This window comes from Paenibacillus litoralis (assembly GCF_046244365.1).
Taxonomy (GTDB): domain Bacteria; phylum Bacillota; class Bacilli; order Paenibacillales; family NBRC-103111; genus Paenibacillus_V.
Map to the genome: position 1 here is coordinate 6,775,633 of NZ_CP176395.1, position 12,983 is coordinate 6,788,615.

Here is a 12,983-nt window from a genome sequence, read left to right on the forward strand (position 1 = left end):
TAATGTCATTTTTCTTGGTCCGAACGATGTCTGTCCGCATTCTCGATCATGGCGCATAGCGTTTCCCGGAACAGCTCGAGCCGCTCCTCCGATATCCCTTGCGTCACATCCGCCAAAGCCTGGTGAAAAAGCGGCAGCAGCTCCTCTACGACGCGCTTGCCGGGCTCGGTCAGATGAATCAGGTAGGACCTTCGGTCTTCTTTGTTCGTCGCTTTGCTTATCAATCCTTTACGGTCCAGGCAGTCGAGAATACGCGTTATTGTCGGCTGGTCCTTCAGGCTCCGAATCGCCAGCTCCTTCTGGCTGATGCCCTCCTGCTCGGCAAGACGCGCAAGTACGCTCCACTGCTCCGTCGTAATCTCGTATGGACGGAAACGCGCCGTCAGCACGTGGCCGATCTTCCGGTACGTTAAGCTAAACAATTGGCCAACCGCTACTTTGGTCAGATCTGTCGTCACAAAAACAAGCTCCCTCGCTAAAATAGTTGTCATAACAATTATATGTGCAGCAAATAAAAAAGGCAACCCTGCGCCTCCCATGTGGATACGCCGATCATCGCACTCCCCTAAATCGATTTCCGCCCCGGGCAACAAAAAAACTCCAGCCCTGCCGGTAAGCGGGACTGGAGTTTTGCCGATATACTCGCATGGTGCGAGCTGGCGGCTTCGAAAAGACTTAGTTTTTCTTAATCGTTACTGTGCGAGTATCGTTATTCCATTCCGTCGTAGCGCCGAACAAACGAGCGAGCCAAGCGCCAGGCACGTAAGTGGAGCCTTCTACAATCTCCGGCGCAACTTCCGGCTCGTCTGCGGCCTTCAGCTGTTGCCCGTCGACCAGCACTTTTTTGCTGTCGATGGCAAGCACTACCGTCTTGCCGGTCATGATGTCGGTAACCGTTACTTCGCGCGTATCGTTGTTCCATTCCACATCCGCGTCGAGACGCTCCGTTACGAAGCGTACGGGAACCATCGTGTTGTCTTGTTTGATGAACGGATTCAGAGTATCTGGAACGTGAGCTCCGTCTGCGGACATTTGAAGGTGAATTTCTTTTTTGAGAATTTGCAGATCGTTCACCAGCAAACCGTAGAGTGTCGATTTAGGCTCAAGCGTTTTGATGAAATGCGCCATTTTCGTCTTATCGGTTTGTTCCAATGCGCCCTTGGAAACATCTACGGCTCTTGCCGTTACCGGCTTGTTCAGATTCCACTTGTCCATCGTACCCGTAACCTTGAAGCCCGTGAAGCCGTCCTGCTCCAAGTCCGGCAAGCTGAGGCCTAGTTCAAAATTGGTTTTGCGCTGATGCAGATCGCCGTCATAGAACAGATCCGTTTTGAGCGTAAATTTATCGTTAATAAATTCAGATCCGGCAAGCTGCTTGTCGATATTCGATTGCAGGTCTTGAAGGATCGGCTTGATGAATTCGACCGCTACGCCGCTGAAGTCGAAGCCTCCTTGCTCGGAGCCTTGGTTCAGGAACAGCTTCACTAAACCGCGCAGCCCTTCCTCGTCGGCAAGAACGTTTCCGATAAATTGCTTGATCAATCCGGCAACTTCGGGGCCTTTGATTTCGGCGTGTACTTTGTTCAGGCTGACCGGCTCGTTATTGATCGTTTCCGTCGCTTTGTCCACCGTGATCACGGATGGATTCGGCAAGCTCTTGGCGATAAACGGCATGAGCTTCGATATGACGGCGATCGGATTGCCCCCAAGCGCGTCAAGCGGAAGATCGTACGGAATCAGCTTTTTGAGCGAAATGGTTTCGTTCAGGTTAAGCACGTAAGGCTTGGTTGCGCCTTCGAATAGAACGGCGAGCTTCTCCTTGCCGATCGATAGGGTTACCGGAATTTTACCGCCGGCATAAACGATCTCTCCCTTGGCAGAAGTCAGGTCCGGAGATTCGGTCTTTATTTCCGTCAAGTTAATCGTCAATTTTTTGAGCAGCTCTATGTACTTGAGCATATTCGTGTTTTCCGCGTTCGCTTTGCCGTTTCCTAGAAGCTCAAGCGTGATGGAGGCGGAGCCTTCCGAAGATTTCACCTCTGCTCCTGACGATAGCGCCTTATTCAGATCGACGCCGCCTATCGTTTGGCAGCCTGTAAGCGCGAGCAGCAGCAAGCTGAGCACGGCGCACAGCACGGCCATTTTTCCTTTCCTCATTCCCGATCTCTCCCTGTCTCCCAATTTGGGCAACGACTGGTTTGCGACTGCCGAAGACAGCCGCTGACGCCTACAATCGTAACCTCATACTAGTATATACGCTGCAAACGCCCATAGGTTTCTTTTCCTGCCAAAAAGGAAACGATAATTTCGTATCGTTCCCACCCGGAGAAAGGAGAAATCCGATGCCGACTGCTTCAGGATCGGAAGGAATCGTCAAGCTTGCCGGCCGATTGGCCTCCAGCGGCTGGAGACTCCTTCAAGGAAAGCTGCGCGGCTACGCCCGATCGGCAGTTTTACTTCGCTCAGCGTATTCGCTGCGAATAAAGCTAGCGGTTTCGCAAAAGCTGCGCGGAGAGCTCGAAACCCGGCTGCATAAGCTCCAAAGCGAAAACCGCAACAATCGCCGGTTCTCCAAACAATGGAATACGGAGTTCGGCGCCATTTCGGATTCGCCGCCGACAGCGGACGATCAGGCCGTCGTAGAAGCGATCCTCGAGGAAACCAATCGATGCAATCGCAACAATATTACGCGAACGGAAGCCTATTGGCGCCTATATGCGGAACATCCCGAGCTGCACTGGGCGCTGCTTGCCCATATGGTATCCCGCAACGGGGGCTGGGCGATGACCGATTTGCGGGGAGAGCTGCTGTCCAGAATGATTACGCCCGCCCAGAGCGAGCGGATGTTTCAGTTTATGGAGCGCGCGAACGCGCTTATTTTCGGCGATGCGTTTCCGCAGCTTCTCCTCTACGCAGAGGGCAAAAAGCGCGGCATCGGCATGACCCGGCTGCTGCCGCATTTTCACGTTTCCGCTTTTATGTCCCCTGTCTGGGAGCAATTTCTTAAAGACGGGGATCCCGTGCCGCTTACGATCGGCCTGATCGTTAACGAACAGAATTATATCGAAGAGCGGGTCGTCCAAAACCGGACGTTTCGGGAGGAATTGCTGAATACCGCCGCCTTTCACGCTTATGCCTGGCTTCAGCTTACGCAAGTGCTCTTTCCTTACGCTCCCGTCACGGCTCCGGTTAAGGGGGCGCCGCATTCGGTATCCACCGGAGCGGGGCAACTCCAGACGCCGCCAAGACTGGCCGGGCTCGTGCTCGAAAGCTTTGCCAGCCTGGAGGAGCGCATCGGCGTCGGCAAAAAGCTTTACGCTTTGCTGTACGGCGTTCCCGACGTACTAAAGGGCGTGCTGGCGTTCGCCGAATCGACGCCGCATACGGGCACGCGTGCCGATTACTGGCCGCACCTGTTCAGTGACAGGAGGAGCGGTTCGGCAGGCTCCCGGTATACGGCCAGAATGCAAGGAAACGCGCTCCGGACCGGCGCTGCTCCGCTCTACAGTCCGAAGCTGACGGAGGCCTGGCCCGACCAGACGATCGCCGAGCCGCAGCAGTACGACTGGTTTTGCGACAAGTCCGGCCTTGCCTGGTTTACTTCGGTTCGGCCGCCTTTTCCGCTGGACATGACGAACGAAGCGTTCTTCGGCTTAGGGAAGCTGGAGCTGGCGGTGATAGCCGCGGAAATGATGCACGATTAAATGCAGCCGAGCGGCCATACGGCGTGCTGGGGGCAAAGAAGGCAAGGAGGATGCTGGGGGCAAAAACGATGGCAATGCAGTAGCAAAGGCAGTTGCTTTGCTAGGCGGGCAGCGACTTCGCTGGCGGGCGCGACTTCGCTTGGCGGGCTGGCGACTTCGCCAGGTTTGGCAAATACGAAAAGATAAAAAAGACCATACATGCTGGAAAAGCCGGAGTTAGATAAGGCAGTCAAGTAACAAGTGGCCGTAAAGTGTGTAGGATACGGTAAAGTGTAAATGGGGGCGTCGTAAGGAAGTCAAAAAAATAGTGAACCTAGATTCATAAATAATGAAGCAAAGTTCACTATTTGGCAGCAGAATGGAGCATATTCAGCGAATAGTGAACCAAACCGGATCTATTTTCCTATCCGGTTCACTATTAATGAACCTAGATTCACTATTCGTCTCATCAAGCCCATTTAACAAAGATTTAGTGAAGTTTGGTTCACTATCAGTGAACTAAACTTCACTATTTGTTTTTTTAAAGGCAAGCAAGGGTTCGGGGTTCGGGGTTCGGGGTTCGGGGTTCGGGGTTCGGGGTTCGGGGTTCGGGGTTCGGGGTTCGGGGTTCGGGGTTCGGGGTTCGGGGTTCGGGGTTCGGGGTTCGGGGTTCGGGGTTCGGGGTTCGGGGTTCGGGGTTCGGGGGGGTTCGGGGTTCGGGGTTCGGGGTTCGGGGTTCGGGGTTCGGGGTTCGGGGTTCGGGGTTCGGGGTTCGGGGTTCGGGGTTCGGGGTTCGGGGTTCGGGGTTCGGGGTTCGGGGTTCGGCGTTCGGGATTCGGGGTTCGCCGCCAAAAAACAAAGCGGCAGGTCGAGACTTTCGTCCGGACCTGCCGCTTATCTATGCTGAACGATCCAGCATTTGTCCCGAAAATGTTCCCATACGGGTATCTTGCCTTCGTTACCTGCCGAGCAGGCGCTGTACCTTGCCGATCAGCTTACGGATTGGCGCCGGGAAGGTCGCGATATCCTCTTTCGTGACGACCCGCGTCGCCATGAGCATGAACGGGTAAAGCGCGCCCGCGAGGCCGCCGACCACAAGCGTTTGAAGCAGCGCGTCAAGCTTCAGCTGCCCGAACGGCTGGAGCCACTCCAGCCCGAAATAAGCCGCGCCGCCTCCTACCGCGGATATCACCAATATGCTTGCGATTAGTCCCGGCCAACGCGAGCCCAATATCGTAAACGGCACTTCTTTGCGCAAATAAGCGATATTCAGCGTCGACGCCGTGATAAAGCAGAGCGCTGTGGCCGCCACGACGCCGTACATGCCGAACCATTGCGACAAAACGACGGTGCCTACGATTTTGACGGCGATACCGGCAAGCACGAAGCCGACAAGCGGCTTCATTCTTCCCATCCCCATTAGAATGGCGCCGGATGTCATCATCAAGATTTGGAAGATCGTTCCTGCCGTCAGCAGGGTCGTTAGCTCCCAGCCGTCCGATGAAGTGAACAGCAAAGCGTTGATCGGCGCCGCTGCCGTGCAGATGACAAGGATGACCGGCAGCCCGGACAGCACGGCCAACCGCAGCGCAAGCGATGCCTTCCGTCCGACCTCGGCCATGTCACGGCCGGCGAATGCGGATGAAATGACCGGTACGAGCGATTGGCTGATCGCCGTTGCGAAAATGACCGGTATTCCGGCCAATGATTGCGCTTGGTAGGCAAGCCAGCCGTATTGCTTCGTCGCCATCTCCAAACCGACCTGGGACTCGATCAGCCGGATCGCAAAAGAATCGATAAAATAAACGATCGCGACTGCGGATGAGAAAATGACGATCGGAATCGATAAGCTAAGCAAAGCTTTGTATATCGCCTTGGTCGACATAGCCGGCAAGCCCGATGCTTTCACGCTCTCCGAAGCGGCGGCCGTCTCGCGGAGGGCGGCATAATCGCTGCGCCGCAGCTTGCGCATGTAGTACATCATGACGGCAAATGCGCCGACTGCGCCCATGACGCCGCCGAACGAAGCCCCTGCGGCAATCCAATCTTCCCCTGATCCCGCCCACAGAAAAATAGCCGCAAAGCCGACCGAAGTCGCCACGCGGGCAAACTGCTCCACGATTTGCGAAATGCCCCCCGCCATCATCATCTGGCGTCCCTGGAAATATCCTCGCATCATGGCGATGACCGGAAACAGCAGCAGCGCCGGCGCAATGGCCCGAATGGACAAGGCCGAACCCTGCACCTTCACGTAGTCCGCATAATACGGAGCCGCTATGAACATGGGCACGGTAATAACGATTCCCGCTATGATGGCAAAACGAATCGACGCCCGATAAATATGCTCGGCCTGCTCGCGCTGACCGAGAGCGATTTTTTCCGAAACGAGCTTGCTGAGCGCGCTCGGAATGCCTGCCGTCGCAAGCGGCAGGAGCATTAAATAAACATTGTTCGCTTGGGCGAACATAACCGAACCCGCAGTGCCCAGCAAATAAACGAGCGGCACCCGTTGCGCGATACCCAGCACTCTCGCGACAAGAGCGGCCACCGATAAAATCAGCGTTCCTTTTAACAATGAATCCTTCGCCAAAACCGTACCTTCTCCCTATAAAAGCTGTTCGGAAGCCCGGCGGACCGGGTAGGTCCGCACGGTGACTTTGCCTTACTCTATAGCACCCAAACCAAAAACAAGACGATCATAATCAGCTGCAGAACAAGCTTGACGACCGTGCTTGAAAACAAGCCGACCACCGCGCCGAAGCCGACCTTAAGCGATTTTTCCGCATTCGAGCCGGCAACGAGTTCTCCGAGAAAAGCGCCGAGGAACGGCCCCAGCAGAAGTCCCGCCACCGGGATGACGAACGGGCCGGCGATAATGCCGATCGTACTGCCGATCACGGAGGCGCGGGAGCCGCCGTATTTTTTCACGCCCCAAGCCCCTACCGCATAATCCGCTATCGTAATGACAACGACAATCGTAATTTGGATAAACCAGAACCAGAAGCCAAAAGGAGCAAAGCCGAGAAACAGCCCGTATGCGACAAATCCGAGCAAGATGGCTACCGCTCCGGGCAGTACCGGCACAATGGCGCCGGCCATGCCGACGGCAAACAACGCGATCGTAATCAGCCAACCGATGATGGCCAAGTGTGTGACCTCCTTGAATCGCCTTATCCGACTGTAAACAATCCGTCTCGTCTACAGCAGTTTTTCCAGCTCGATTTCATCCCGGATCGGGATGCCGTCGTTGCCGAGCAGCGGAATTTGCGGTTTGATTCGCCTGGCTTGCCGGGCCGCGTCCCGATGAACGGCTACGAGCGAATAACGCCCTTCCAAGCGCGTCCCCTTACACGCGCTCTCCGAAAATATGCTCGCGAATGACCCTTGCAACGGCGCTTTCGTTATTCGTTACGGTGACAAGCTTCGCCGCGCGCTTCAGTTCTTCCTGAGCGTTGCCCATCGCGATGCCGAGTCCGGCCGCGCGAATCATCGCCATATCGTTCAAGCTGTCGCCCATTGCGATGACCTGCGACATGTCCAGCCCCAGCATGCGGCATACTTCGTTCAGGCCGCTCGCTTTGCTGATGCCTTTCGGATTCAGCTCCAAGTTGCTCGGATGCGAATTCGTAATTTCAAGCACATCCCAGCTTTCGAGCGTCTTGCGTATGGCGGCGAGCTTGTCCGCTTCTTCGGTGTAGTAACCGAACTTCAGCCACTCGATGCCGGTTATGTCGTCCGTCCATTTTTCCTTGTTAAATACCCCTTCCACCGCATACGACCAAAACCAGGTATCGTACTCGACGGCTATTTCATGCATCTTGCGAATCAGCTCGACATCCATCCGTACGCGCTTCAGCAGCACGTTCGGCTCCTTCCAAACCTCGCTGCCGTTTACGGCGACGATCGGCGTCTTCAGGTTAAGCTCCTCGGCGAACGGAAGCGCGCTTTGTACGCCCCGTCCTGTAGAAAACATGACCGTAACGCCCTCTTCCAGCGCCGCATGTATCCATTTGGCGTTTTCCTTCGAAATATTGGAATGCTCGTCAAGCAGCGTACCGTCCATATCGAGCGCAACCAGTTTGTATGTACTCACAAGAATGCCCCTCTCCGTCGTTGAAATAAGCGCGTGCTGAGTCTTGCCTGTTGAAAAGAAACGGCCGGCATGTCCGCATGCGGCGAACCTGCCGGTCGTCCTCTGTTACCGGTCCTCGGCGATCCGGACCCGACATAGCGCACCTGCGGCTATACGGCCGAGAACGCTCTAGCCGGCTGCTCCTGCATATAAGTCGCATGCCATAGCGCGAATACGTACAGCACCCACAAACGGCGGGAATAATCGCCCTGTCCGTTGCGGTGCCGGGTAACCATCCGTTCGACCTCATCCAGCTTTACGTAGCTGTCGATGCCGCTCGCCTTGATTTGCTCCAGCAGCACTTGTCCCTGCGGGCCTTTCAGCCAGTCGCGCATCGGGACCGGGAAGCCGAGCTTCGGCCGGTTCAGAATGAAATCGGGGATGATCCCTTCCATCGCCTTGCGGAATACATATTTCGTCGTGCCTTCGGCCAAGCGGTATTGGACGGGAATTTTGCGTGCGACCTCAAACAGCTCCTTGTCCAGAAACGGAACGCGCAGCTCGAGCGAATGCGCCATCGTCATTTTATCCGCCTTCATCAAGATGTCGCCGGGCAGCCACAGGTTCATGTCGATATCCTGCATCCGCGATACCGGGTCGAGATGGCGCGTCCGCGCGTAGAAAGCCGCCGCAACCTGAAGCGGATCGCGATAACCTTTCAGCTGCTCGGCGCTCATTTTGACAAGCTCCGCTTTCATATCCTCGCTGAACACTTTGGCGTTGCCGATAAACCGTTCCTCAAGCGGCGTCGTGCCGCGCAGCATGTAATTGCGCCCGGTCATGCCGGCAGGCAGCAGCTTGACCAGCCCGTGCAGCAGCCTTTTGAGAGGCAGCGGCATCCAGGAAAGCGGACGCAGCGCCTGCGGCTCCCGGTAAATCCGGTAGCCGCCGAACAACTCGTCGGCCCCCTCGCCGGAAAGCACCACCGTCACATGCTCGCTCGCCAGCTGCGCCACATGATACAGTGCGATCGCCGACGGATCCGCGACAGGCTCGTCCTGATGCCAGATCGCCTTCGGCACGGCGTCAAAAAAGTCCCGCTGCGTAATGATCTTCTCGTAATGCTCGGTACCGAGCGCAGCCGCCGTCTCGCGGGCGATGACCGTTTCGTTGTTCGCGCCGTCGAAGCCGACGGAGAACGTGCGCAGCGGCTCGATCCGCTTGATATGGGCGGCGATCGCCGTAGAATCGATGCCGCTGGACAAGAAGCAGCCCCGCTCCACGTCGCTCACCAGGTGGTGCTTGACCGAATCCTGCAGCCCGGCGCGAATTTCTTCCACATAGTCGTTAAAAGAACGCGACACCGGCTCGAACATCGGATCCCAGTATCTGCGGATCGACATGGTGCCGTCCGCCGTAATCTTGACGCTGTGCGCGGGAGGCAGCTTGGCAATGCCGCGGAACATCGTACTTGGCTCCGGCACGTATTGAAACGTCAAATAGTTCAGCAAACTATCCGTTTCGACCTGACGGGTGATCCCGTCCGCTTCCAGAATGCTTTTGATTTCCGAGCCGAACACGAACCGCTCCCCGTCCCGGTAATAATAGAAGGGCTTGATGCCGAAATGATCGCGCGCGCCGAACAGCTGCCGCTTGTTCCGGTCCCAGATCACGAAGCCGAACATTCCCCGCATATGATTGACGCAAGCTTCGCCGTATTCCTCATAGAGATGAACGATAACTTCCGTATCGCTATGGGTTTTAAATTGATGGCCTTTATCCTGCAGCATACTCCGCAGCGCCTTGTAATTGTATATTTCGCCGTTAAAGACGATCCACACCGTTTCGTCTTCGTTGCACAGCGGCTGATGGCCTTCCGCCAAATCGATGATCGAAAGCCGGCGGAAGCCGAGACCGATGCCGGGATCGGTGTAAAAGCCCGTATCGTTCGGACCGCGATGATAAATAATGTCCGTCATTCGTTTAAGCTCGGACTCGGAAGGCGTCCTTCCGTCCGCATACATAACTCCTGCTATCCCGCACATAAATGCCAAAATCCTTTCTTTACCGCGATGACACGTCGTCCGGCCGTTTTCTTCCGAAAACGGCGACGACGCGCGCCGCGTCCTGTCGTAACGCTTTTTTCGTAAGTATACCACACCTTTCTCATGAACTGAAAAAATTTGACCCCCGTTAAACGGCCGGACAAATGCTCCGCCGCGTTCCGCAAACCGCTGCGGCCGTGCCAAAATCGCATGTAAACAACACAAAAATGACAATTGTGCAGGCTCAGGGAAAAGGCTACTGTTAAAGCGTAAGACTCCATATCGCTAGTCTAACCCGCATAGAAACGATAGCCCCGCAAGCGGCTATGTAGATTTTTTTAGTGGAGCCGGAAACAAAACCGGCATGAACATTTCGAGGAGGCGCAACTATGATCAAAGGTTTATCCACAGCGGGACTCGGCAATATCGGCGGGCTCGAGGCCTTCGCCGAGAAAGCGGCGCAATACGGCTTTCAGGCGATCGATACGTCCGGCAGCGACTTGCGGAAGCTGATTGACGAACGCGGACTTGAAGGCGCGCAATCGTTCCTTAAAGAGAACGGAATACGGATCGGCTCGATTAATCTGCCGGTAGAATGGCGCCAATCGGAAGAAAAGTTCCAGGAAGGCATCTCGAAGCTTGCGCTCGATGCGGAAGCCGCAGCCAAGCTCGGCTGCACGGCTTCCTGTACGTACGTGCTGCCTTCGACCGATCATAAAGCGGCGCATTTTATGGCCATTGCGACACGGCGGCTTCGCACATGCGCGCAGGTGCTCGGCGCATACGGCATCCGCCTCGGACTCGAATTCGTCGGTCCGCACCACCTGCGGACGGCATGGAAGAATCCTTTCATCTGGACGATGCGTGAAATGCTCGACTGGATCGAAGCGATCGGCGAACGCAACGTCGGCCTGCTGCTTGACGCTTACCACTGGCACACGACGGAAGGAACCGTGGACGAGCTGCTGGCGCTCAAGCCGGAACAGATCGTTCACGTTCACCTGAACGACGCGAAGGATGTGCCTGTCGCAGAGGCGCTTGACAACGACCGCCTGTATCCGGGGGAAGGCGTCATCGACCTTGCCGCCTTCTTGAAGGCTGTAAGCCAAATCGGGTACACGGGCGTCGTAGCTCAAGAGATTTTGGCTAAACAAGCTCCTGCCGAAAGCAGCGACGAGCTGCTCGGACGTTCCGCAGACGGCTACCGCAAAGTGTATACCGCAGCAGGGCTCGAATAGAATGACCAGGACGTCTCCCTCTTCCTTGCGCTATTCTCAGAACTCCTCGAACTACAAAAAGACTCGGCTTCCGCAGAACGCTGCGGGAACCGAGTCTTTTTTGAGCCTAACCATTCAGGCGGACAACGCGGCGGCTTCCGCCAACGCGCTCCGGCGCTGGCGTCTTTTCTTCCAGACGACGCCATGGCTCGGCGAGAACAAGAAGGCGAGCACGAACAGCGCGCCGGCTACCGAAATCATGCAGCCTGCGATCGAAGCGTCCAGCAGTACGGCGGCATAATAGCCGGCCGTCGAGCAGATAACGCCGATGACAATGCTGTAAGCGATCATCCTGCCGAGCTTATCCGTAAGCAGGTAAGCGGTCGCAGCAGGGACGACCAGCATGCCGACGACAAGAATGGCGCCGACGCTTTCGAACGATGCGACGGTCGTTATCGAAACGAGCCCCATCAGCAGGTAGTGGAACAGGAGGACCGGTATGCCGAGAGCCGCGGCCAGCGCCGGGTCGAACGCACACAGTTTGAACTGCTTATAAAACAACCCGACGATGCACACGACCAGCAGAAGGGTAAGGCCCAGCGCCCATACGGCCTTCGGCCCTACATTGACGCCGCCGATCTCCATCGTATCCCAGCCGACATAGGCGATTTCCCCGTACAATACGCAATCGAGATCAAGATCGACCTGTCTGGCGAACAGGCTGATCAGCACGATGCCGACGGCGAACAAAGACGTAAACACGACGCCGATCGAGGCGTCGGATTGAACGCCGCTCTGGTGCAGCGTCTGAATGAGGAAGACGGTGACGAGGCCGAGTATCGCCGCGCCGAATAGCATCAGCAGGGAATCCCGCGAACCGCTGAGGAGGAACACGATCACAATGCCCGGCAGCACGGAGTGGCTGATCGCATCGCCGATCATCGCCATTCGGCGGAGAATCAGGAAGCAGCCGAGAACGCTGCAGGAGCAGGCGACAAGCGCGCCCGTCAGCAAAATCCAAAAATCGTTCATAGCGCGCCTCCCTCCTCAACCGCCATCCGTTTTCCTTCGACTCGCACGGCTTTCTTCGCTCTCGCGCGAAGCAGCGCCTTGGCGACTAGGCCGCGCCGCGGCGCGAACAGCACCGATACCGCAAACCAGACGGTCGCCGCAAGCACGCACAGGGGCCCCGTCGGCAAATTGTCGGCGAGCGTGCTGATCCAGGTGCCGACAAAGCCGCTCAGAGCGCCGAACAAGCCGGCCAGCGTCACCATGACGCCCAGCTTCTCCGTCCAATAGCGGGCGGATACGGCGGGCGTAATGAGCAGCGCCGCCATCAGGACGACGCCGACGGCCTGAATGCCGACGACGACCGTTACGACGATCAGCAGCATAAGCAGCTGGTCGAGCAGGGCGACCGGAAAGCCCATCCCCCGCGCGAACCCCGAATCGAAGGCAAGCAGCTTGAACTCTTTAAAAAACAAAGCGCATAAGAACACGAGCACGAACGATATGACAGCCATCGTCGTCACGTCGGATGCGATCATCGTCGCAGCCTGCCCGAACAAAAATTTGTCCAGCCCGCTCTGGTTGCCGCTCTCGCTGTGCTGGATTTGCGTCAGCAGCACGATGCCGATCCCGAAGAACACCGACAGCACGATCGCGAGCGCCGTATCCGGCTTGATCCGCGAGTGGCGTGTTACCGCTCCGATGCCGAGCGTTGCGGCGATGCCCGACACCATGGCGCCGATCAGAAAGAGCACGATCGATTTCGAACCGGTAAGCATGAACGCTACGCAGATGCCGGGAAGCGCCGCATGCGCGAGCGCGTCGCCCATAAGCGCCTGCTTGCGCAAATAAGCGAAGCTGCCGAGCACGCCGCTGCTTAAGCCCAGCAGCACGCAGCCCATAATGATCCAGCGCGTATTCGGATCGGCAAACAGTTCCCTCAAGCTCTCCATCGCCG

General features: G+C 56.7%; 10 protein-coding genes and 1 pseudogene. 2 read left to right on the forward strand and 9 right to left on the reverse strand.

All coding sequences use genetic code 11. The features are described 5' to 3' along the window. Window positions 1–5: 5 nt before the first annotated feature. Window positions 6–458 (reverse strand): MarR family winged helix-turn-helix transcriptional regulator, encoded by a 453-nt coding sequence (locus tag ACKGJP_RS28570; protein ID WP_409342171.1) that lies wholly within the window; start codon window positions 456–458, stop codon window positions 6–8. 217 nt (window positions 459–675) lie between these two features. Continuing rightward, window positions 676–2,157: a copper amine oxidase N-terminal domain-containing protein gene (locus tag ACKGJP_RS28575; protein WP_409342172.1), complete on the reverse strand. Its 1,482-nt coding sequence runs from the start codon at window positions 2,155–2,157 to the stop codon at window positions 676–678. Window positions 2,158–2,342: 185 nt separating this feature from the next. Here ACKGJP_RS28575 and ACKGJP_RS28580 point away from each other — a divergent pair, with 185 nt between their 5' ends. Then, window positions 2,343–3,704: a DUF2515 family protein gene (locus ACKGJP_RS28580; protein WP_409342173.1), complete on the forward strand. Its 1,362-nt coding sequence runs from the start codon at window positions 2,343–2,345 to the stop codon at window positions 3,702–3,704. Between the two features lie 937 nt (window positions 3,705–4,641). On the opposite strand, the gene ACKGJP_RS28585 is transcribed toward ACKGJP_RS28580, so the two are convergent. The 5 genes and pseudogenes from ACKGJP_RS28585 to asnB all read right to left on the reverse strand — a co-directional run bounded on the left by ACKGJP_RS28585 (window position 4,642) and on the right by asnB (window position 9,800). Then, a complete protein-coding gene (locus ACKGJP_RS28585; RefSeq protein ID WP_409342174.1) occupies window positions 4,642–6,273 on the reverse strand; it encodes an oligosaccharide flippase family protein in 1,632 nt (543 codons plus the stop codon). 77 nt (window positions 6,274–6,350) lie between these two features. After that, entirely contained in the window at window positions 6,351–6,830 is a 480-nt protein-coding gene (locus tag ACKGJP_RS28590; RefSeq protein ID WP_409342175.1) for a DUF456 domain-containing protein, read from the reverse strand. 51 nt (window positions 6,831–6,881) lie between these two features. Further along, window positions 6,882–6,974 (reverse strand): annotated as a pseudogene (locus ACKGJP_RS28595) (GNAT family N-acetyltransferase); the annotation flags it as partial. Between the two features lie 55 nt (window positions 6,975–7,029). After that, window positions 7,030–7,776 (reverse strand): Cof-type HAD-IIB family hydrolase, encoded by a 747-nt coding sequence (locus tag ACKGJP_RS28600; protein ID WP_409342176.1) that lies wholly within the window; start codon window positions 7,774–7,776, stop codon window positions 7,030–7,032. A 149-nt stretch (window positions 7,777–7,925) separates the two neighbouring features. Further along, entirely contained in the window at window positions 7,926–9,800 is a 1,875-nt protein-coding gene (asnB, locus tag ACKGJP_RS28605) for an asparagine synthase (glutamine-hydrolyzing) (protein WP_409342177.1), read from the reverse strand. Between the two features lie 389 nt (window positions 9,801–10,189). Here asnB and ACKGJP_RS28610 point away from each other — a divergent pair, with 389 nt between their 5' ends. Further along, window positions 10,190–11,038 carry a sugar phosphate isomerase/epimerase family protein gene (locus ACKGJP_RS28610; RefSeq protein WP_409342178.1) on the forward strand — a complete coding sequence of 283 codons (849 nt, stop codon included), beginning with the start codon at window positions 10,190–10,192 and terminating at the stop codon, window positions 11,036–11,038. A gap of 114 nt (window positions 11,039–11,152) precedes the next feature. Here ACKGJP_RS28610 and ACKGJP_RS28615 read toward each other — a convergent pair whose 3' ends face one another. Continuing rightward, a complete protein-coding gene (locus tag ACKGJP_RS28615) occupies window positions 11,153–12,049 on the reverse strand; it encodes a metal ABC transporter permease (protein WP_409342179.1) in 897 nt (298 codons plus the stop codon). Further along, window positions 12,046–12,978 carry a metal ABC transporter permease gene (locus ACKGJP_RS28620; protein WP_409342180.1) on the reverse strand — a complete coding sequence of 311 codons (933 nt, stop codon included), beginning with the start codon at window positions 12,976–12,978 and terminating at the stop codon, window positions 12,046–12,048. The genes ACKGJP_RS28615 and ACKGJP_RS28620 overlap by 4 nt, the downstream gene beginning before the upstream one ends. Window positions 12,979–12,983: the final 5 nt, after the last annotated feature.